General features: G+C 28.8%; 21 protein-coding genes. 9 read left to right on the top strand and 12 right to left on the bottom strand.

What is annotated here, in order from left to right:
• The first annotated feature begins 102 nt into the window (after positions 1 to 102).
• Positions 103 to 429, top strand: coding sequence for a hypothetical protein (locus CC89_RS16700; RefSeq protein ID WP_035294113.1), 327 nt, complete (start codon positions 103 to 105; stop codon positions 427 to 429).
• Between the two features lie 324 nt (positions 430 to 753).
• On the opposite strand, the gene CC89_RS21520 is transcribed toward CC89_RS16700, so the two are convergent.
• Both CC89_RS21520 and CC89_RS21260 read right to left on the bottom strand, forming a co-directional pair.
• Positions 754 to 876: a hypothetical protein gene (locus CC89_RS21520; protein ID WP_286161382.1), complete on the bottom strand. Its 123-nt coding sequence runs from the start codon at positions 874 to 876 to the stop codon at positions 754 to 756.
• A gap of 57 nt (positions 877 to 933) precedes the next feature.
• Positions 934 to 1,194: a transporter substrate-binding domain-containing protein gene (locus CC89_RS21260; protein WP_051931931.1), complete on the bottom strand. Its 261-nt coding sequence runs from the start codon at positions 1,192 to 1,194 to the stop codon at positions 934 to 936.
• Positions 1,195 to 1,813: 619 nt separating this feature from the next.
• Here CC89_RS21260 and CC89_RS16710 point away from each other — a divergent pair.
• Complete coding sequence (locus tag CC89_RS16710; RefSeq protein WP_051931932.1) at positions 1,814 to 2,758, top strand: L,D-transpeptidase family protein; 945 nt, start codon at positions 1,814 to 1,816, stop codon at positions 2,756 to 2,758.
• Positions 2,759 to 2,811: 53 nt separating this feature from the next.
• Here the strand turns inward: CC89_RS16710 and CC89_RS16715 are convergent, their stop codons facing one another.
• Complete coding sequence (locus tag CC89_RS16715; RefSeq protein WP_035294116.1) at positions 2,812 to 2,979, bottom strand: zinc-ribbon domain-containing protein; 168 nt, start codon at positions 2,977 to 2,979, stop codon at positions 2,812 to 2,814.
• 484 nt (positions 2,980 to 3,463) lie between these two features.
• On the opposite strand from CC89_RS16715, the gene CC89_RS16720 reads away from it, so the two are divergent.
• On the top strand, positions 3,464 to 8,152 hold the full coding sequence (locus CC89_RS16720; protein ID WP_035294119.1) for a S8 family serine peptidase: 4,689 nt from the start codon (positions 3,464 to 3,466) through the stop codon (positions 8,150 to 8,152).
• Positions 8,153 to 8,308: 156 nt separating this feature from the next.
• On the opposite strand, the gene CC89_RS16725 is transcribed toward CC89_RS16720, so the two are convergent.
• Positions 8,309 to 8,917 (bottom strand): class D sortase, encoded by a 609-nt coding sequence (locus CC89_RS16725; RefSeq protein WP_035294122.1) that lies wholly within the window; start codon positions 8,915 to 8,917, stop codon positions 8,309 to 8,311.
• Between the two features lie 300 nt (positions 8,918 to 9,217).
• On the opposite strand from CC89_RS16725, the gene CC89_RS16730 reads away from it, so the two are divergent.
• Complete coding sequence (locus tag CC89_RS16730; RefSeq protein WP_035294124.1) at positions 9,218 to 9,538, top strand: hypothetical protein; 321 nt, start codon at positions 9,218 to 9,220, stop codon at positions 9,536 to 9,538.
• 55 nt (positions 9,539 to 9,593) lie between these two features.
• Here the strand turns inward: CC89_RS16730 and CC89_RS16735 are convergent, their stop codons facing one another.
• Together CC89_RS16735 and CC89_RS16740 are read right to left on the bottom strand one after the other, a co-directional pair.
• Complete coding sequence (locus CC89_RS16735; RefSeq protein WP_035294126.1) at positions 9,594 to 10,661, bottom strand: mannose-1-phosphate guanylyltransferase; 1,068 nt, start codon at positions 10,659 to 10,661, stop codon at positions 9,594 to 9,596.
• A 64-nt stretch (positions 10,662 to 10,725) separates the two neighbouring features.
• Entirely contained in the window at positions 10,726 to 12,204 is a 1,479-nt protein-coding gene (locus CC89_RS16740; protein ID WP_035294128.1) for a WD40/YVTN/BNR-like repeat-containing protein, read from the bottom strand.
• Positions 12,205 to 12,666: 462 nt separating this feature from the next.
• On the opposite strand from CC89_RS16740, the gene CC89_RS16745 reads away from it, so the two are divergent.
• The 3 genes from CC89_RS16745 to CC89_RS16755 all read left to right on the top strand — a co-directional run bounded on the left by CC89_RS16745 (position 12,667) and on the right by CC89_RS16755 (position 14,810).
• The gene (locus tag CC89_RS16745; RefSeq protein ID WP_035294130.1) at positions 12,667 to 13,107 is read left to right on the top strand and encodes a MarR family winged helix-turn-helix transcriptional regulator; all 441 of its coding nucleotides are present in this window, start codon (positions 12,667 to 12,669) and stop codon (positions 13,105 to 13,107) included.
• 2 nt (positions 13,108 to 13,109) lie between these two features.
• Complete coding sequence (locus tag CC89_RS16750; RefSeq protein ID WP_035294132.1) at positions 13,110 to 13,838, top strand: class I SAM-dependent methyltransferase; 729 nt, start codon at positions 13,110 to 13,112, stop codon at positions 13,836 to 13,838.
• Between the two features lie 405 nt (positions 13,839 to 14,243).
• Positions 14,244 to 14,810 carry a DcrB-related protein gene (locus CC89_RS16755; RefSeq protein ID WP_035294134.1) on the top strand — a complete coding sequence of 189 codons (567 nt, stop codon included), beginning with the start codon at positions 14,244 to 14,246 and terminating at the stop codon, positions 14,808 to 14,810.
• A gap of 84 nt (positions 14,811 to 14,894) precedes the next feature.
• Here CC89_RS16755 and CC89_RS16760 read toward each other — a convergent pair whose 3' ends face one another.
• Complete coding sequence (locus tag CC89_RS16760) at positions 14,895 to 15,086, bottom strand: hypothetical protein (protein WP_035294673.1); 192 nt, start codon at positions 15,084 to 15,086, stop codon at positions 14,895 to 14,897.
• Between the two features lie 653 nt (positions 15,087 to 15,739).
• Between CC89_RS16760 and CC89_RS16765 the strand changes: the two genes are divergently transcribed.
• A complete protein-coding gene (locus CC89_RS16765) occupies positions 15,740 to 16,024 on the top strand; it encodes a helix-turn-helix domain-containing protein (RefSeq protein ID WP_035294137.1) in 285 nt (94 codons plus the stop codon).
• On the top strand, positions 16,008 to 16,262 hold the full coding sequence (locus tag CC89_RS16770; RefSeq protein WP_035294139.1) for a hypothetical protein: 255 nt from the start codon (positions 16,008 to 16,010) through the stop codon (positions 16,260 to 16,262). Before CC89_RS16765 ends, CC89_RS16770 begins: the two co-directional genes overlap by 17 nt.
• A gap of 76 nt (positions 16,263 to 16,338) precedes the next feature.
• On the opposite strand, the gene CC89_RS16775 is transcribed toward CC89_RS16770, so the two are convergent.
• The 5 genes from CC89_RS16775 to CC89_RS16790 form a co-directional block, all read right to left on the bottom strand.
• On the bottom strand, positions 16,339 to 16,890 hold the full coding sequence (locus tag CC89_RS16775; protein WP_035294141.1) for a Uma2 family endonuclease: 552 nt from the start codon (positions 16,888 to 16,890) through the stop codon (positions 16,339 to 16,341).
• A gap of 140 nt (positions 16,891 to 17,030) precedes the next feature.
• Positions 17,031 to 17,225: an ATP-binding protein gene (locus CC89_RS20110; protein WP_081897095.1), complete on the bottom strand. Its 195-nt coding sequence runs from the start codon at positions 17,223 to 17,225 to the stop codon at positions 17,031 to 17,033.
• A gap of 87 nt (positions 17,226 to 17,312) precedes the next feature.
• Complete coding sequence (pglZ, locus tag CC89_RS16780; protein ID WP_035294142.1) at positions 17,313 to 19,856, bottom strand: BREX-1 system phosphatase PglZ type A; 2,544 nt, start codon at positions 19,854 to 19,856, stop codon at positions 17,313 to 17,315.
• Between the two features lie 19 nt (positions 19,857 to 19,875).
• Positions 19,876 to 20,568, bottom strand: coding sequence for an HIRAN domain-containing protein (locus CC89_RS16785; protein ID WP_035294144.1), 693 nt, complete (start codon positions 20,566 to 20,568; stop codon positions 19,876 to 19,878).
• The gene (locus tag CC89_RS16790; RefSeq protein ID WP_035294146.1) at positions 20,568 to 21,464 is read right to left on the bottom strand and encodes a HipA domain-containing protein; all 897 of its coding nucleotides are present in this window, start codon (positions 21,462 to 21,464) and stop codon (positions 20,568 to 20,570) included. Before CC89_RS16790 ends, CC89_RS16785 begins: the two co-directional genes overlap by 1 nt.
• Between the last annotated feature and the right edge of the window lie 58 nt (positions 21,465 to 21,522).

Below are 21,522 nucleotides of genomic sequence, written 5' to 3' on the forward strand. Positions count from 1 at the left end.
ATTAAAATAAAAAACCTTGCATATTTTGTACCACCATATTCCAGTATACCTAATATGCTATAGGCTTAAACTATTAATATGTCACCGAAAAGGAGTGTTACTATGAAAAATTTTGAAACTCTTATTGATGAAACTTTTCAAGCTGAAGACATGGAAGAGCTTGAAGCTGCAGCAGATTTATTTCAATTTGGTATCGAAAAAGGCTACTACACTAAAAAGCAAGCGGATGAATTTAATTCTACCTATTGGAAGGTAAAAAACAAATGGCTAGCTTATGAAATCTCAGAAAAAATAAAAGCTAATATGTTTGACATTATATATATAGTTTCCAATGCCCCTGCTAATATTAAAGATGATAAAGATGAACTTTTCAACTATGTAAGCGGTCGTATTAAAGCACTTAAAGGTAAAATAGGAAAACTAAAATAATAAAATCTGCCTTTGATTTGGTAGTAAATATGTTTTATGAATGTTCTCAAAATCACATTTATTACTTTCTTAAAGACAGATTTTTATTATATTAGGTACATGAAAATAAATAACAAGTCAAAGATGCTGGTATATTTTGCGTCAGACAAGGAAGCAGGTTTCGCCTTTGGTAGAAATATCGGCGGGTTCTGCTGCTCAGTGTGATGCAAAATAGATTAGCATACTGACTTATTATTTATTTGAATATGCCTTATTATGCAAATTATTTCAACATACCCAGTGCTTTAATATTAGCAATGGTCTAATTTTAACACAGTAAATTTATTATAGTAAATTCTTCTTTGAACCTTTATTTAAGGTGCTTTTGTAATCAATAAATTCGTATATATCCTCTTCTCTTTTTTTATTTTTAAACTCTCTAACATCTAACTCATTATTATTATACATTTCAGTAAGGTATCACTTGCATCAAAGGAAGGTTCTTTATCTTCCTGCATATCTTTATTATATGCTAAAGGTAATCCTTTCATTAAATTTTGAAACATTAAGAGCTAGTAATATTCCATTAAAATCAGAAGTTACAAATTCTGCCTTAACACCAAGCTTATTAGCTATCTCATTACCTAAATCTATATCAAATCCTACTAAGTTATTTTTCGAATCTCTAAATTTCATTGGTGGATAAGAATCATCTAATCCTATAGTTAACTTTCCTGTAATTTTTACATTTTGTAGAGCATTGCCTGTACTCTTTTTTGTCCACATGCTACTAGTAAACTGCTTAACACTAATACTGTTACAATAATAGATAAAATTTTTTTCATAATATGTTTCCTCCCTTTTTATTTCTTCATTTTTATTTTTGTTTTTTATTTTTAGTCATATGAAATTCTAATTCTAAGTACTATTTTATTTATTCCATTTTACTTATTTAATTTTAAACATTTTCTACTATGCATTTTTGCCTTATGTATTTTTATTCATACATATTAATATTTATGCATTAAGATTAATAAATTATACATATAAATAAATTTATATGTATAATTTATCAGTAAATATACCCTTTAGTTCAATTTTTAATATTAGTGTAGACTTCGTATTAAGTATAAACTAAAACTAAATTCAAATAATCGTTTCTCCATCGCATCTTATACTGGTTGCATAGTATTCAATCTATAGCAACATACTGCATTAAATAATTAATTTCAATTCTATAGTGGAGTATCTCCCTTGTTTATTTATAATATTTAATTTATTTATTCATTGTAAAAGATTATATATTACTATTTATAATTATGCAACATGTTTTTTTATTTTTATAATAAAAAAATTCAGTAAAATTTAAAATTGTTCTTCATATAATGTATTATGTGGTAAGGAGATGATAAAAATAGGTAAAAAAAATAGAATTATAGCTTCATCAATAGCAATAGTCCTTTCAATAGTGGCCTATAACGTAAGTTCTAAAGACAAAAATCATAACGTAACTAGTTCAAATCACACAATAAATACTTCACCTTCCAAAGATGAAATTATTCCAAATCCATATTATTCAGAAAACTACTTAAATCATCATTTAGAAGTCATAAACTCTGCAAGGACAAAACGCGAGAAAAATTTTGTAACAAAATCTGGAGATACGGGACCTACAGTAGAATTTATCCAAAATCATTTAAAAAGATTAGACTATCCTATAATTGTTGATGGACAATATGGTGAAGAAACCGTTAAGTATATAATGGAATTTCAATTTAAGGCTGGATTAACAGTAGATGGGATAGTGGGCAATGATACTTTAGAAAAGCTTAAAAATGCAAAGGACAATAAATTAAAATATCATAAACCAGAAATTAATACTAACAACTCTTCCAGAAAAAAAATTCCAAAGAAAACCTCTAAAAAATCAACTAATAAAAATAATATTATTGATGTTAATAATCAATGTTTTTGCTCTACTACATCTTATTTTATATATGTAGACCTTAAATCTCACAAAGTTAATATATTCACAGGAGAATGTAAAAACTGGAAAATTTCAAAATCTTTTACCTGCACCACCGGTGCTCCTTCTACTCCAACTATAAAAGGTACCTATAAGCTTACTTCAAAAGGTAGAGAGCTGAAATTAGACTATTGCGTAGTAAAATACTACTCCCAGATACAAGGTAACTATTTATTCCACTCCATCTTATATGATTTCAATGGCAGAATTATTGACAGCAGACTTGGATATAGTCTTTCTCACGGCTGCATAAGACTATCTACAGAAAATGCAAAATATATTTACGACGTTGTACCAATAGGAACTACAATTTATATAAAATAAACAACAAAAAACCTATAGGAATAAATTCCTATAGGTCTCTATATCAGTTGATATTATCTTCTGAATCCTCTGTTGTTTCTTTCTTGCTTTCTAGCTTTTCTGCACTCAGGGCATCTTTGAGGTTCGTTTTCGAAACCTTTTTCTTTGTAGAATTCTTGTTCTCCCTCAGTGAATACAAATTCTTTTCCGCAGTCTTTACATGTTAAATTCTTATCTGCCATTTAAACATTCCTCCTTTTAATTTACATCAAGATTTAAAACGGATCTACTCGATAACCTAAAAAGGGAATGTTTTAATCGTTATTAAATCTTTTCTGTTATAATTTATTAACTACAACATAGTTAATAATAGCATAATTATATTTATTATGCAATATATTTTTTATTATTTTCGATATGCAATTATCTACAAAATACCAAAAATTAAACTACATTTATTCAAGACAAGCTCTCACATTTCTACTTTTTTCGGGAGGTGACAGTCACCCAAATAAAATCATTTTTTTGTAAACTTTTTGTAACATTATTGTAATGTATTAAAAGTATAATATTACTAAGTTTTATTTTTTTAGGGGCTTATAGATTAATTTAGATAATAGTCTATATTTATCTATAAAACATGATACAGCTCATATTTAAGTATCTAAGTTTAAAACCGCTATACTAATAGCGATTTTATAAATTTATATTTTAGGGGGCAAGCAGATGAAAAAATTTACGAAAAAAACTTTATCTACTTTTTTATCCTTTGCATTTTTAACATCTACCTTTATTTCTCCTAGTTTTACAAAGGCAAAAGCCATTGAAAACAATGACAGAGAAAAGCAAATCAAAGAAATTTTCATTAAACATGCAAAAGAAAAAATGAAATCCACCAAAACTAAAAACAAAACTAAAAATCCAGATGAAAAAATAAGAGTAATTGTTCAAATGAAACAAAAACCTTCCATCGAATCTGGAAAAAGCATTTCATCAATAAAAAATTCTCAAGAAGAAATAAAAAATCAAATAGAAAAATTACAAGGTGCTGAACTTAGACAAACCTATGGATATTTGGTAAATGGTTTTAGTGCCAATGTAAAAAGAGCAGATATAGATAAAATTATGGATATGCCTGGTGTAAAATCTGTAACAGAAGTTAGAAGATATTACCCTGCTATGTCTGCTGCCAAACAGCTAACTCAAGTTTTAAGCGTTTGGAATGATTATGGCTATAAGGGTGAAGGAATGGTGGTATCTATAATAGATACAGGTATAGATGTAAATCATAAGGATATGCGCCTTTCTGATGCTTCAAAAGCAAAAATAAAAGAAATTAAAAACAGTAAGGAAACAACCTTTACAACAAAAGTACCTTACGGAAGGAATTTTGCAGATAATAACGATAACGTAAAAGATGCAGATACAAAATCTATGCATGGCATGCACGTGGCTGGGATTGTAGGAGCCAATGGAATAGATTCTGAAGTTGACACATACAAAGCCATAAAAGGTATTGCTCCTGAAGCTCAACTCTTAGCTATGAAAGTATTTTCTAACAACCCAGAAATTAAAGGATGCTACGATGATGATATAATCGCTGCTATTGAGGATTCTGTTCTGCATGGAGCTGATGTTATAAACATGAGTTTAGGTTCTGACAATGGCTTCCAAGATGAAAATGATCCTCAGCAAGTAGCTATAAGAAATGCTACCAATAAAGGGGTATTAGTTGTTGTAGCTGCTGGTAATGCAGCTTTATCTTCAACTAGTAATGATTGGTCTATTCCTCCAAAAAATGATATGGAATTAAAAGATTCTGCTTCAGTAGGTTCACCCTCTACAGCAAAAGATTGCTTAGCTGTAGCTTCCTTTGAAAATACAAACAAAACTGTTAGTTTAGCTAAATATACTGCAAACAGCTCAACTAAAGATATTCATTACATTATGGGCAGTGGTAGTTTATCGAATCTAAAGGATTCTTATGAATTTGTAGACTGCGGATTAGGTAAAGATGAAGATTTTAAAAATAAAAACCTAAATGGAAAAATAGCATTAATTGAAAGAGGAGATATTCTATTTTCAGAAAAAGTAGCCAATGCAAAACAAACTGGAGCTGTAGCAGTTGCAATATACAATAGTGAATCTGGTGGAGATTCAGTTTTCACCATGGGTGGATTAGATGGAGAATCTTTCCCATCAATAGCCTGTGGACGTGTATTTGGTTTAGCAATTAAAGAAGGAATAAAAAACAATGGAAAAATAAAATTTGGAAATGATATGACATTAGAAGAAAATCCAAGTTCAGGTGATATGTCACCATTTACATCTTGGGGACCAACCCCAGATTTAGAATTAAAACCTGAAGTATCCGCTCCTGGTGGAAATATATATTCCACTATAAATAATAACAACTACGAAAATATGAGTGGTACTTCCATGGCAACTCCTTACGTTTCAGGTGCAGAAGCATTAATAATTCAAGCTCTAAAAAAGAATACAAGCTTATCCGGAAGAGCTCTTGTTGAAACCGCCAAACACAGCATAACCAATACTGCAACTTACCTAAATGATAAGAACTTTGGTAATGGAGAAATTCCTTATTCTCCAAGAAGACAAGGTTCTGGTTTAATACAAATAAAAAATGCTATAGATAATAAAGTTGTAGTTTTAGATGATAGAAACAATCCATTAGCTACTTTAAAAGAAATAGGAAAAGAAACAACTTTTAATCTTAATTTAAAGAATTATGGTAAGGAACCAGTAAATTATACTATAGAGACTACAAAAGTTTTAACAGAAAAAATTATGAATGAAAATAAAAATATTGCTGATGCAGCAATAGAAAATGCAACCATTACACCAAATATAAAAGAAATAAAAATTCCAGCTGGCAGCACCGCAAAAGTCAGCTTTACAGTAAAATTACCAGAGAACTTAAAGAAAAATATTTTTGTTGAAGGATATGTAACTTTTAGAGACACCACTGGTAAAAATCCTAAACTTAACGTACCATATGTAGGCTTCTATGGAGACTGGTCTGAAGAAAGTGCTATAGATATGCCTATTTGGGAAAGCACTTCCTATTATAAGAAAACTGGATTAATGTGGGGAAGCGGAAGCTATTTAGGAGGAACATTTGACAAATATAAATTTGAAGAAGTTGTCAATCCTGAAAATGCAGTAATATCACCAAATGATGACACACACTTTGATAGAGCTATACCTATGATAGCTCTCAAAAGAAATGTAAAAACTTTAACATTAGATTTGGTAGATAGAAATGATGGAAAAGAAAAACTGCTCAGAAGAATATCCACTGAAAATAATGTATCAAAACCATTAGCTACTGAAATAAATGAGTTAAATCCTATTTTTAGTGGCACATGGGATGGACAAGTTTACGATGCTTCTACAGGAAACTTTAAAAATATAGAAGATGGACAATATTATATTAGGATAGGTGCAACCTTATATTCAAAAAATCAAAAACCACAGTATATATACATGCCTATAAAAGTAGATACTAAAAAACCTGAAATAAATATTAAGAGCTTAAAAAAATTAGAATCTAATAAATACGAAATAATTTGGTCTGAAAAGGATGCCTTCTCAGGTGTGGACGATGATAACAGACACATACTATTAAATGATGAAATTGTTGACAATGATTTTCCAATAGAAAAAGTAAGTGATAATACATTTAAATGTGTATTCCAAACTAAAAATGACAGTTTGAGAAATTGGGTAACTGTAGGTGCTCTAGATAGAGGCTTTAACACTGGAACTCAAACAAGAATTTTAGACAATAACATTGCAATTCACAAAGTTAAAAATGGAGATTTAATAAATAAATCTAAATTAAATGAAGATGGAACCTTCACAATATTAGGTCGTATAAGCCCTGCAGTTAAAGAACTAAAAATTAATAATGTAGAAGTAAATATATCCTCTGAAGACTTTGAGGTAAATATACCTTTAAATGAAGGAGAAAACAATATAAATGCTGTAGCTAAAGATGCTACTGGAACTATAATAAACAATGAAACTTTATTAAAACTTTATTTAGATTCTAAAGCTCCGTCATTAGAAATCACTTCTCCTGTACTTGGTGAGAATAACCTTATAAAGTCTGACAGCGATAAAGTCATAATCAAAGGTAAAATAAAAGATGAAACCTCAAAACCTGAAAAATGCAGTGTAAATGTAGGTTACATTTTAGGAAAAGTAAATGCTGACGGCACTTTTGAATCTGAAATAAAAATACCTTGGGATAGAGAAATTAAGGTTAAGGCAAGAGATGAGGCAGGAAATGAAACTTCTCAAACTATAAAAGTAGTTTATGAAAATCCCAATGAAGATTTCAAAGTTTACTTTTCTAATCTTTCAAGTTTAAATTTTATTTCTCCTAAGGATGTGGATGTTAAAAATGATATATACACTATAAAAGGAAGAGTAAATAAAAAAATAACTAGCTTTACAATTGCAGGAGAGGAAGTTAAATTAAATGAAGATTTAAGTTTTAATCATAAAATCAAATTAAATCAGGCTTGTAATAAACTTAACGTAGTAGCAAAATATAAAAACGGTAAAATATACTATAACTATGCATACAGTATTTGGTATGACTCAATAAAACCTACTCTATCTATATCAGATCCAATAGAAAGTGTTGACGGAAAAGTCTACACAAATAAAGATCAAATAACCATAAAAGGAACAGCATCTGATAATATTGTAGGATATACATTAAAAGTAAACGGAAGTTCCATATTACGTATTTCAAGTTTAGCTAACTCTGGAAATAAGATTACTGAAAGAACTTTTGAGCATACTCTTGATGTTAAAAACGGAGATACTATAGCACTAAATATCGAAGACGAATTTGGAAATGCCTTAGATAAAAACTTTAAAGTAGTTGTAGACAAGATAGCTCCTGTTATTTCTATAGGGAATATAGAAAATGATAAAACTTACGACAAAGCTGTTATTCCTAGCATTAAAGTTGATGATAAAACAGCGTCTGTTCAAATGCAGCTTAATGGTGTTCCATACAAGGGAGAATCCATTTCAAAACCTGGATTATACAAACTAGAAGTAAAAGCTGTAGACTTAGCTGGCAATGTTACAGTTAAATCAGTAAGCTTCCAAATTACTGAAAAGAAATTAACCAATAACGACAATACTGGAAAAGACAATACTTCTAATAAATCTAAAAATAATACTACAGCTAATAATAGTTCCAACAAAAATAGCAAGATTTCAAATAAAAAAGGAATACTTCCAAAATCAGGTTCTCCAATAAACTTGGCTACTTCTTTAGTAGCAGCATTACTGCTTATAGGTTCTGGAACTCTACTACTTAAAAGAAAGAATGGTTTAAAAATAATTAATATAAGAAAAAATCATAAATAAAAACCGTAAATAAAAACTATAAAGGAATTGGAAAATATATTGGGAACACCTGTAGATTTGTTTACACAAATGTATTGATGTTCCCAATATACCCTTTACACACATAGTTTCTATTTATAAAGCCCCATAAGTCTCCCTTTTACAACAGTCTATCTTTTATACTTTTAATTTAGCCTTTACTATCAATCTTCTTTTACCCTTCTCAGTACAAGTCACTAACGTAAGAATACTCTCCTCACTAGGATCTAAAACCTCTACTCTTTCAGGTTCTACTACAAATTTATCATAAACCTTATACACAAAATCTCCTTGCATAGTTTTTATTAAAATTTCATCTCCATTTGCTATATTTTCTTCTAGTCCATTAAAAAATTCATTATACACATAGCTGCTGTGTCCTGCAAATGCACAATTTCCCTTTTCACCTGGCATAACAGTTTCAGGAAAATGACCTACTGCATACCTTAAAAGTTCCTTTTGAACTCCCTCTCCTATGGCCACTGTTAAATCGATTTTTGGTATTTGAATAATACCTATAGTCCCTTCTGACAATGAAACCTCTTTCTTTTTCATATCCTTGGAATCTACTTTGTTATTATCTTTACTATTTTTATTTCTACTTTCCTTTACCCTCTCTTCAAACTGCTTTACCATATTCTTATTTTTATTTTCCGCTTTATACCTTAAATAAAGAGTACCGCCTATAATGCCTATTCCTAAAATTATTAATAAAATACTTATTACATTTAATATTTTTCTTCTCATACATCCCCCTATAATAAACCCAATAATATTTAACCTGACAATATTTCCTTATAAAAAAATTATAACAGAAAAAAGAAAAATTTGGGACATTTAATTCTTTAAATTTACTATTATTATACTAACTAATTAAATTCATTCGTACAAGCAATTGAGATATTAGAAACCTTCTATAAATCTTATATTATTTTTTTAAAAAAATTTCCTTAACTCCCACCTTTACATACTTATATACTTCTGTTAAATAGACAAAATAATAATGTACGAAAAAATAAACTCTATAAAAAGAAAGGAGTAATACTCATGAATAATAATTTAGGGGAAACCAAAAAATTAAACGCTCAATCAGTTGCTAATAAGGGAAAGGCTAGTTCTATGTCCAACAGTTCAATGACTAATAGCATGTCTGCTAATAATTTTACAAACACTATTGAAGAAACTAAAAGATTAAACGCTGAATCTGTAGCTAATAAAGGCATGGCTGGTTCTATGTCCAATAGTTCAATGACTAACAATGCTATGTCTAACAGTGCTATGTCTACTAATAACTTTGATAACACTATTGAAGAAACTAAAAGACTAAATGCTCAATCAGTTGCTAATAAAGGAAAAGCTAGCAAATAATAATTAAAGGCAGGTTTATCCTGCCTTTATATCTAAAATTATTTTAAAGTTACAATTACAAATATCCACTTAAATCCTTGTCATCCTTCATTTTGTTTACTAAATGTTTCATCTCTTGATCCTTATTTTTATCCATAATAAGTATAACATCTCCAGAATCTACTATTACCAAATCTTTTATCCCAAACCCTATTATGAGCTTATTTCCTCCAAATATGGAACAATTTTCACTCTCCTCCATATAGGCATTGCCTGATATATTATTTCCCCGGTACTCTGATAAAAATCTACTAAGAGATTCAAAACTACCAATATCATCCCATATAAAATTGCTCTTTATCACGTAGGCCTTTCTGGTCTTTTGCATTATTCCAAAGTCTACAGATATCCCATCTATTAACTGATATTCACCCCCTATAACTTTTTCCTCATCCTCGGTATCTAAAGCTTTATATATATTCATAAGCCTTTCATACATTTTAGGTAAATATTTTTCCATTTCCCTAAGAAATACATCTGCCCTCCATATGAACATTCCACTGTTCCACATATAATTTCCATCCAATATTAAATCCTTGGCCACTTCAAGATTTGGTTTTTCCAAAAATCTCTCAACCTTATATGAAGGTATTCTACTGACTATTCTTTCTCCAGCTCTTATATAACCATATCCAGTTTCAGGTCTTGTAGGATTTATTCCTATAGTTACAAGTCCCCTTCTCCTCTGAACTATTTCCACTGCTTGATTTATAGTATCTATAAATTCATCATTGCCCTCTATATAATGATCCGATGGCAAAACAATCATAGTTGCATCTTGATCTTTTTTTAAAAGCTTCACGGCTGAAAGACCTATGCATGTGGCGGTCTCTTTGTTACTAGGTTCTACAAATATATTTGTTTTATCTATCTCAGGTAGCTCGCTACATATGCTTTCATAGTAATCTCTATTTGTCACCACATATATATTTTCCTTACTAACCAATGGTTTAATTCTATCCACAGTATTCCTTAAAAAACTTTTATTATTTATTACTTTCAAAAACTGCTTTGGATTGTTACTTCTTGATAAAGGGTATAGTCGTGTTCCTTTTCCACCTGCCATAATTAATGCGTATAGCACAATTCTTCTCTCCAACAATTGCTATGCTTTATAATATGAAAAGCTGGTTATATATGTGATTATACTAGTTTTCTTTTTTTACTTCTTTTATAAACTCCCATGTTATTCCTTGATTTTTGGATTGATACAAAGCTTTGCAATTAGCATTATAATCCCCATCTGCTCCTTGTCCAACTAGCATATTAAGTACTCCATCCTGCTTATAAGGCATAGCTGGAAAATCAAAGGGCTTTATCTTTGCGCCATTGTCTAATATCACTTCATGTTCTGGAATTGTTATCCTTTTATAGGATTTACCTCCATCCTCTGTTCGGTATAAATCCGCATTAGAGCCTCCACTATGTGACAAACCTAAAAATCCAAGCTTATCATCTATAAAAGTTATTCCTGCTGCTCCACCGCTCATGCCACTAAAGGGATCACCATTTATTACTGTCCAAGTTTTTCCCCCATCAACGGTACTGCTTAAGGAATAAAATCTGCTGCCTAAGGCTGCTCCTGTAATATCTAAGCGATAACCAGCTTCCTTGGATAAATAAAATTGTTGATCATTGTTTTTTGACTTTTGTGAACTGTTTTCATTTTTTTTACCTTTAGGAGGCGTTGTTGACTTACTCCACTCTGCATTAGATTTTAAATTATACCTAACAGGAGCGTAGCTCTGCTCTTTTCCTGGTACAAACACAGACACAGTATATCCTATTATTTCAGAATCAGCATGGGTTAATGGCTTCTTTTCTCCCTCTGTATCAACATTAACAATTCCATCTGTATTAAATCCCCAGCTTCTTTTTCCATAATAAACTATTCCGTACTTATTTTCATTCCACTTACTTACTGTATCCTCAATGGAAATAACCTTAACAGTACTAATTAATGGTTCTAAAAGCTTATCCTCACTATAATCAGCATTTACTATTCTGTTTAACTCCACTTTAATATCTTTAGATTTATTCTTATCATAATAAATTAAATAAGTCTTTTCTTTGCCCTTATCATTTTTTCCATAAACAAATGTTTCAAAGGATGTAATTGTTCCATCTGAATCAAAATTAAGCTTAAAACCATTGGATATGTATAATTTTTTTGGTAAGGTATATTTTTCGCTAATATCATTAAAAATACCTTCAACTCCATCTTTATATATATTATTATGTTCAAATTTCACTGACCTTTTGTTTTTCAAATCATCTATAACCCATGAAAGCTTGCCATTATAATTTATTGCACTATTATAAATCTTTGCCCCATAAACTAATGTTATGGCCACGATAGTTATAATGGAAATATACCTCCATGTTCTTTTGTAAGCTAAGCCTTCAGGCTCCTCTTCATTTTTTACCTTTTTTACAATTCTTATTGCAGTAACTACAATTACAAATATAAAAAACACTACACATGCTAATATAATAGAAGTATTTCGATTCATTCTTCCAAATTTACATAGTAAAGATAATTCATAACAAAAAAGCCAGTATGCAATTATCAATATAGGATTGGTTATTAATGATATAAATAGTCTTTTTATAGTTTTTTTAAACATTCCCCATCACCACCATTACTTTTTCTTGCTTATATTAATTTATATATAATTGTATATCAATATCCTTTATTATCTCTTTCATCAAGGACTAGATATTTCTCATAACTTTACCTCAATCTAATTTATATATTATACTCAAAAATATATTAACATTTAAAAAAGTATTCTATTTTTATAGACATCACAAAATCCTTCAACTATATAAATTCCCAATTACAAATTAATTATAACATATAATTATAAACTATATATAAAGTAACAACACTGAATTACTATATAACACTTTTAAACAGAAATACAAGAAGAGAGCCCTTTTGATAATGTACTAGGTTACTAAACGAATCATAGAAATACTTTTTATATACCATAAAAACATATTCCTTGACTTGTATACCCCAAAGTAATATGATAATTATATATTAAATGCATCGTCACACGATATATATTTAAGAGGTGATATTTTTGATTAATAATTATAAATCTGAAAAGGTAATTGGATATCTTGATGAAATACAAAATATTATTCACAACAAACACCATGATCTAGCCCAAAAATATAATCTTACTTTAGAACAATTTCACCTACTTCTGCATCTTAGCATGAAATCTACTCCGCCAACAGTTAATGAAATAGCTAATTCCTTTAACAATGCCCAAAACACTATGTCTGAAAAATTATCAAGACTTCAAGAAAAAAAATTTATTAAAAAAATAAAAGACCCTAATGATAAAAGGGTTTCTAAAATCTCCTTGTCAATTCAAGGGAAAAAACTTATTGACACTATATGCTATGAAGCTGAAAATTGCTTTGTTAAAGATGCAATATCAAAAATGGAGGAACAAAAGCTCCAAACATTAATTTTATGTCTCGAAGACTTAATTAAAAATTTGAAGGAGGAATAAACATGGAAAACATTTTTGGACAATGTCTTGATAACAAAACCATTCTGGAAATCGGCACGGGAAGAGGTGGTACCACAAGAGAGCTAGTTTTGCTTTTATCAAAATTTGAAAATTGTCGTTTGATTACAACAGATATAGTTGATGACCATTTCAGTGAGCTAAAAGATGAGTTTAAGGACTGCAACGTAAATATAGACTTTATAAAAACAAATGCATGCTGCCTTGAAGGTATTAAAGAGGAATCTATTGATTATTTAGTATGCAATTATACCTTATGTGCCATAAATTCAAATCCTGGCTGCGAAGTTTTAGCTTTAAATAAATTTAAAAGTGTTTTAAAAACTGGTGGTGAACTTCACATTGAAGAAGAATTTCCTATTAATCATATTGAAAATGAAATGCAGGAAATCTGGTCTAAAAAATGGAAGGTATTAAAAAGTTGTACAAGCCTTCTTGGAGAAGGTGTTTATAACGAAATGGATCCTGAGGTTTTAAAGAATATATTAATTATTCTAGGATTTAAGAATATAAAATACAAAAATAGTGTCTCCAAATTCTCTGGAGAAAATTGTCTTGATTTTTTCAATCTAAGGCTGAACAAATATCTTAAAAGATTTGAAAATAAAACTTACGTTAAAGCTATGGAAGACATAACAGCTGTACTTAATGAAAGTGTAAAAAAATCTCAAGGAATGGAGATACCTTCTTATTACATAAGTGCAGTAAAATAATATGTAGCGGTAATATGTTATTCATCATCTTAACATTTACCGCTATGTGAATTTAATAATTTTAGTAAACATAAACTTTAAATTTATGTCCTATATATTTATCACTATATATTATCACTTCATTCGTATATTTTGCATAAATGGAATTCACTTTATAGAAAAACACCAAAATAAAACATTTAGGAATATTATTATTAAAAATATTCTTAAAGAATTTCATATGTGCTACGATAATATACCGTACAATAATGTAAATATGTGATTATATTTCACATTTTGTATTTTATATGAATCCTATAAATGTATTATTCATTGGATATATCTAACTAAATATCATTCTAACCTCTTATTTATAGAGGCTTACTTTGTTATGCTTATTTTTATTAAATTTTAGGAGGTATTATTGTGAAAAAAATTATTCTTAAATTTTTATGTTGCACGCTATTGCTTTCAAGTAGTCTTTGTTTGCTTGTAGGATGTAACAAAAGTACTAAACAATCAAACACTACAACAAAAAAAGCTGAAGCTAGTAAGAAAATCAAAAGCAAAGATAATATTTGCCAAGTTACTGTACCTGATTCATGGAAAACAGCAACTAATCTTAATGACGTAGCTAACATTCAAGTAGCTAATATGTCAAAAGAAAAATATTTAATAACTATATCAGAATCTAAAGATAATTTTTCTGATTCAATGACTCTAGACGAATACACTAAAATAGTTTCTCAAAATTTATCTAAATCTGTTGTTAATAGCAAGTTAAGTTCTGTTAAAGACTTAACTATAAATGGTCAAAAGGCAAAACAATTGGAACTTACAGGTGAAGTTAATAAGGTCAAAGCTGGATACATTATAACTGTAGTTCAGACAAAGAAAAATTTTCATCAAATTATTACATGGACAATGGGAAAATACTTTGATGAATATAAAGATGATTACCACAAAATCATTAATACTTTCAAAGAACTTTAATACATAAATAGAAATACCAATATCTATCATGGATATTGGTATTTTTAAAGGTATTTAAACCATTAGCAAACATAAACTTTCAATTTATGTCATTACCTCATGTGTGGTTCCACCAGTATTTTTCACAATTTTATTATCTACAATCTTATATTCACTAGGATATGGGATTGCCTCAAAAGGAATTGGTGTTTCATATATCGTATTATGCTCTGCCAAATATCTCATATGAACATCTTCATATTTTTCACCTTTACTTAGCCAAAAATAATCTTCCATACACATAGCTCTAGTTCTTCTACATATTTCCCAATAATCATAATCAATTAATTCTATGGCTCTTAATATTTCATCTATATTTGCTCTTTCTTTAGGTACAACTCTATCTTCAAGCCAAAATACTATATCATCATGAGTGGGCTTATATGTAACAACCCCAGGAATCGTTCTAGAAAAAGGTTGTAGTGAAACGAAATACTTTTTCTGCTTGCTAATTTAGGAATATCTTAGATTAGCTGGACGTAATCTCATGGTATTCTATTTTTGTCGCATCTAATACGACATTCCTCGTCTTATACAATACGACATCTGTGTTCTCCATAATAAATACAAATGAATAAATAAAAATTTAAATATATTTATACTAATTTCTAATCACTAATTTTTAAATAATTACTACTACAATTAACTACCACTAGGGAAATCAAATATAACAATTCACCCTAGGAAGTAAAAATATAAGAATTTTTAAAATTTAAGTGAAAATTTATTTAAAAGTGCATATCTAGTTATTAGAAGGACAAGCCACAAACTTACACTTAGTGTCCCTAGGGTTTAACCCCTGTTATGAAACATTTAAAACTCTAAAAAGTGTAACCTACATCATGTGGCATGCCACTTAAGCTTTAATAAAATAACTGGAGGTACTGAATATGAACTTTATATCAATTGATTCTCAAATCTTAAATACTAATATAGATGGACAGGCTTTAAAACTATACTGTCTACTAGAAAGCTACTGCTATGGAGATAAAAATGATTGTTTTCCATCTCAAAATACTCTAGCTGCTAGAATGCATAAAAGCATAAGAACAATACAAAGATACCTAAAAACTCTAAAAGATCTAGGCCTTGTTATAATAAAAAGACGTGGCTCTACTAGTAATCTATACATATTGCCAAAGAAGCTTAATAAAAAAGGTGCAAGAAACTGCTGAAAAAATACAAGAAAAATGTAACGCTTTTAGTGCTGCATTGAAAACTAAAAAAAGTGCTGATTCTAATAAAACCAACACTAGCAATGATAACTATAAATATAAAAACCATAAAAACTACAAAAGAAGCTATAAATCCAATACCTTCAACGACTATACTCAAAGAACATACGATTTTAATAAGCTAGAACAGGCATTGTTAGGGAATGCCTGTTCTGAGTATGAGAGTCTTTTGAAATAGATTGAATTATTGGTAAAATTTACACCTCTGGGATATTGCCACCCACCACTCCGTTAGTTTGTATTGCTTATAATTGTTATTCAAATATGTCTTTTAAGTTAATTCTTAAATCTGGGAAAGCAGTGCTTCTGTATTCATCATGATTTTTGTATACATCTGCTATTACATAGTTGCCATCCTCAAGAGAGTATTGAATGATCTTACCACTTTGTTCAACTATGTTATATTCAAGCACTCCATACTTTTGGTATACTGCAAGCTTAGTAATATAATCGTGGCTAGAAGTGCTTTTAGATATTACTTCAAAGATTAGCTTAGGAGGTGATACAAAGCTTTCTCCATTTCTAGTTGCATCATCACACATAACAAATAGATCCGGCTTATATTTTCTTATGTCATTATCAGCTTTAAAAATTACCTCTATTTGCTCACTATAAGCTCTACATTTACTATTTTTTAAATACATGGATAAATACATGTTTATGTTAGTAATTATTTGATTATGGCGTATAGATGTATTTGAATTTAAGTATATTAGTCCATTATCATATTCAGCCTTTCCATCATATTTTGCTTGAATTTCTTCAAATTCCTCTTCTGTATAAAGATGAACATAATCAATATTCATTTAGGCAGCCTCCTTATCATACAAAACACTAACTAATATATTATTTACAATTATACACTATATAATGTAAATATACCTAATCAATTTAATTGTTAGGGAATGCCTGTTATGAGTATGAAGGGGTTTTGAAATAGATTGAATTATTGGCAAAATTTACACCTATGGGGTAGTGCCAGAAAAAGGCTTAATATTTGATCCCAATTACCTAACGGTATATTGGTGGTTATTATTAGAGAGTTTTTTTCATAGCGTTGGCGAATGACTTGAAAAAATATACTCTCTTTTTCTTTGTCCATTTTAAAATGGCCTAATTCATCAATGATGAGTAGATCTATTTTTTCTAACTTTTTATGTCACGACACCTAGGTTACTGCCAGAAAAAGGCTGTAGCGTAGTGGAAGATTTTTTTTGTTGATAACTATTTAAAATCCAAATTCATCAACTATCGAAATATCAATGATAAATGATATTCTTTCATACATACCATTGTCATTTTCATCATCCTTGATAACTAAAAAATACTGCTTTGTCTTATCATATTCCATACTTTTTAAAACAAATTTCTCTCTATAAGTTCTTTCTAATGGATTTTCTGACCTTGAATCTCCAATTATAATATTCTCATTGGATATTCTATTTCCTGATTCATCTTCAAAATAACATTTAATTCTTTGTGCTATAACCTTATCTTGAATCTTTTCTTCTTGGAAGAATTCAAGATAAGTTATTATATTAGTTACCTTTCTTGTTACACTTGTTAATGATATATTAGCCTTTCTTATATCATTTGCTGATGATGTACTTCTATCATTTTTAAACTTAATTACTGGTACTACAATCTCTTGAAGCATTGCTCCACCATGAACATAGTTAGCACCTGCCCCTTGTACTTTAAATCTAGAAGTTCCTCTTGGTGTAATAACTTTTTTATTAGAACCTTCTCCTAATAAATAATCCATACTAAAAGATACAGTACCCTCTACTTTATTATCATTAGTGGTCAATATAAACCTTCTGCTATCTTCTCCATCATCGAACTTAACTCCATATATCTTATTACTTTCTTCTATGCTGCTTCTCTTATACAGATATCCATGATCTGTTGTAATAATTATACTTGCTGCACTTACTCTATTTACTAATTTATTTACCAGGGCAATAATTTCATTAAATGCAAGTTCCGTCGCTGCAAATACTTCTCTTTCTGTAGATGCATGGTCTCCCCTAGCATCTATAGTATTATGATATATATAAACTACCTCAAGTCCTGCAAATGCTTTTCTGATTTCAGCATCTTTCATATCTATAACCTTATCATAAGTAATTGCTAAGGAATTAGGATTTTCCATCTTTAAAATAGTATTTCTATTTTCAGTTCCATTTGTACTAATTCCATTTACCAATACACCATATTTATCATTAATATCTATACTATTATTTGGAAGTAATGATGCCATACCCAGTTTTGTATATGAAGGCACTACTCCTTGTATAGATTTAATTTCCACCTTACCTTTTCTTTCATTAGTAAGCTTACTTGCAAGTTCTTCAGCGCTCTCATACCTTAATCCATCAGATATTATTACAAAAACTCTTTCTTTTCCATACTTAATAAATTCCCTATAGAAATTATCTTGATATTTCAATCCATCAATTCTCCAATTAATTCCTTTTTCTAATGAATTAAACCACTTAATAGATAACTCTTGTAAATACCAATTATTATATACATTTTCTATTCTTTCTTTTAAATCATTTAATTCATCTTTTTCTATACAATTATCATAGTAATAATAAAACTTTCTGTAAGCTTTATCTATAAAATAATACTCCTTCACATAAGACTTAAACATATCATAAGAGACTTCTGTTTTAATTTTAGAACCTAAATCTTTCTTCTTACTTAATAAATTTATAGCCCATTTTATCCCTTTATATTCATTTTCATACTTTCTATAAAAATACATAGTTCTTCTTATATTAATAAGACTTAAATACTTACTATACTCCTCCACTTCATCTTTTAATAGAGAAGTGATTCTTTTAAGAACTACCTTATCCATTTCCTCAAAAATATCACAGTTAATAAATGTATCTGAATCATTTTTTTCCAACAAATTATCTATCTTTAACTTATCTCCTATAACTTCTTGCATTTTGTCATAATATTCTCCATCTCTACTATTATTCATAAAGTGGTTTATAAACACTATGCAATTAGTTGTTTTAGTGGATATATACGGAGTATATTGCTTTGGTAACTGAAACTTAATTGTTTCATTCATATTAGTAATTAAAAGCATAGCCATAAATCTTTCTAAACTCTTTTCTTCAAATCCATAGCCATAATACTTAACTATTAACTCCCATAATGAATCTAAATCACCAAATTTCCTTATGTCCTCATATATTTTATTACCACCATCTAAATACTCCTTTAATATAGCCTTTAATATTTCCTCTATATCAATAATTTTAACCTTAGTTAAAACCGCAAGGATACCTATGTGAACTTTTTCTTTAGTATAATCTTGTATATTTAAATTTTTAAAGGCTGATATTCTTTCTTTATTTTTAAAGAAAGTATTATAAAGTTTAAACTCTTGTTTTAATAAACCATCACTAACATTTAATTCCCTCATAATTACAGTTGCTCTATCAGTAGAAAATTCCTCACTATAACAAAAAATATCGTAAAGCCAATCTTCAGAAGTTCTTGGCTTTTCCATATTTGAATACACAAGTATATTACTTGTTGTATCTTCCTTTTCTATATAATATTTCGCCCAAAATGCGTTATTATTGGTTAATTTAATAACCTTAACATTTTCTACATCAAAGTCATCTATATCTTGCGTGAAATCTTCATTACTATCATACCAAAATACAATATGACGCTTCCTGCCATCACTTAATGGCTTAGAAAATAGTCCTTTTAGAAAATTTCTTATTTCTTGTAAGTTCATCCATCCACCTCTTATACCATTAAACAATAATTATTCTAACCTTTATACACTCTTCACAAGTATCACTACATTCTTTATTAATTACAACACAACTAATTTTTCTATTATTTTTAATTGCTTCACTTATTTCTTTACTAAAAAAAACTGGTATATAACCAATAACTTTATTTTCTTTATTCATAACTTTTACTGCATATTTATCATGGCTATTATTACATTCTCTTTCTAATATAAGTTTCTCATTAATTTCTAATATAAACCTTTCATGTTTAATTTTTTTATCACAATAATCATAATGTCTAACTCCTGCTATATAAAAATCTCTTTCAATATTATTCTCATCTAAAAATATCGGATCTATAAATTCTAAGCTGTCTGTCGGCAGTTTTCCACCACTTTTTTTTAAGAGTTCAAATGTATCATACTTCTCTAACTGATACTTTGCTAATATTTCTTTTACATCTTTTCTTCTCTTATCCGGTAATCTGCTTGAAAATGCAGGAAACATGTCATGACTCTCATAAACATCATTTATATCTGGAAATGCTACTAATGGTTCAAATCCATTTTCAATTGCCTTATTTACATCTTCAATTCTATAATTAAATTGGTATTTGCCATTCTTTGATAATTCTCCAATTACATATCTCTGTCTAGTCTTATAATCTTTCCAAATTAAATAAATATAATCTCTATTACTAATTCTACTCACTACTCTTCCTCCTTTTCACCATAATATATATCTATAATTCTTTTTCTTCTTTCCTTTAGAAAAACATATAGCAATTCTTTTATATATGGATGAATTATATCATCCTCATAACTATATACTATCTCTTTAATTTTATCTTCGCTTAACTTATCATTTATTTTATTTATTATAGTAACTGTTTCTTCATAGTATTCTTCTTTAATATGTTCAACTAATTCAAAATGTCTTATTCTATTAATTTTTTTCCACCTTATCATTGATTTCGATTTGCCAAAAATTAAAGATTCAAATCTCATCTTATCTTTTAAAAAATTCTTAACATCTTTGGGATTAATAAGACAACATAATGATGATCCATTATCATATAATGGTGATATTCTTATATTTCCATTTATTTTATTCCTTACTATACCCCAATTACTGTGATGCCTATCACTATTTCCTATTAATGCATCAAATATAGGAATAGTTAAAAAATCTTTTCCTAATCCTGTTTCCTTAATTGATTTGAGTATCATATTTATAGAATAAGGTTCTTGTGTTTTACAGTCAATAAACTTATCCTGATTATATTCATTATATATATTAGTAATGTATTGAATACCTTCTATTAATTCCTCGTCTTTATCTAATATCATATAGCTCATAGAACCTATTCTACCATTAAATATTCCTATATCTACTTTAGCGCATTCTATCTCTAAAACTTCTGCCAATTGTGATGCAAGTTTTTCAGCCCAATATTCACCCGTAGGTCTTCCTATATCTGAACCTTTAGGAAACTTAAATATCCCTTTTTGCTTTGTTTCAGGATTAATAAGCCATTTTTTCTCACTGGCTCCGCTACCGAATGGAGAATCTTCATCCACTTCCCATTTATCGAAATTGATTAACACTAATATATACACCTACCTTATACCTTTCTTTTCATAAGATACAGGATATGCACTCTAC

Origin of the sequence: Clostridium sp. KNHs214, assembly GCF_000744935.1 — a bacterium.
Lineage (GTDB): Bacteria > Bacillota > Clostridia > Clostridiales > Clostridiaceae > Haloimpatiens.

Coding starts and splice junctions, on each gene's coding strand:
- CC89_RS16700 (WP_035294113.1), top strand. CDS start 103: ATGAAAAATTTTGAAACTCTTATTGATGAAACTTTTCAAGCTGAAGAC.
- CC89_RS21520 (WP_286161382.1), bottom strand. CDS start 876: ATGTATAATAATAATGAGTTAGATGTTAGAGAGTTTAAAAATAAAAAA.
- CC89_RS21260 (WP_051931931.1), bottom strand. CDS start 1,194: ATGTGGACAAAAAAGAGTACAGGCAATGCTCTACAAAATGTAAAAATT.
- CC89_RS16710 (WP_051931932.1), top strand. CDS start 1,814: ATGATAAAAATAGGTAAAAAAAATAGAATTATAGCTTCATCAATAGCA.
- CC89_RS16715 (WP_035294116.1), bottom strand. CDS start 2,979: ATGGCAGATAAGAATTTAACATGTAAAGACTGCGGAAAAGAATTTGTA.
- CC89_RS16720 (WP_035294119.1), top strand. CDS start 3,464: ATGAAAAAATTTACGAAAAAAACTTTATCTACTTTTTTATCCTTTGCA.
- CC89_RS16725 (WP_035294122.1), bottom strand. CDS start 8,917: ATGAGAAGAAAAATATTAAATGTAATAAGTATTTTATTAATAATTTTA.
- CC89_RS16730 (WP_035294124.1), top strand. CDS start 9,218: ATGAATAATAATTTAGGGGAAACCAAAAAATTAAACGCTCAATCAGTT.
- CC89_RS16740 (WP_035294128.1), bottom strand. CDS start 12,204: ATGTTTAAAAAAACTATAAAAAGACTATTTATATCATTAATAACCAAT.
- CC89_RS16750 (WP_035294132.1), top strand. CDS start 13,110: ATGGAAAACATTTTTGGACAATGTCTTGATAACAAAACCATTCTGGAA.
- CC89_RS16760 (WP_035294673.1), bottom strand. CDS start 15,086: ATGGAAGATTATTTTTGGCTAAGTAAAGGTGAAAAATATGAAGATGTT.
- CC89_RS16765 (WP_035294137.1), top strand. CDS start 15,740: ATGAACTTTATATCAATTGATTCTCAAATCTTAAATACTAATATAGAT.
- CC89_RS16775 (WP_035294141.1), bottom strand. CDS start 16,890: ATGAATATTGATTATGTTCATCTTTATACAGAAGAGGAATTTGAAGAA.
- pglZ (WP_035294142.1), bottom strand. CDS start 19,856: ATGAACTTACAAGAAATAAGAAATTTTCTAAAAGGACTATTTTCTAAG.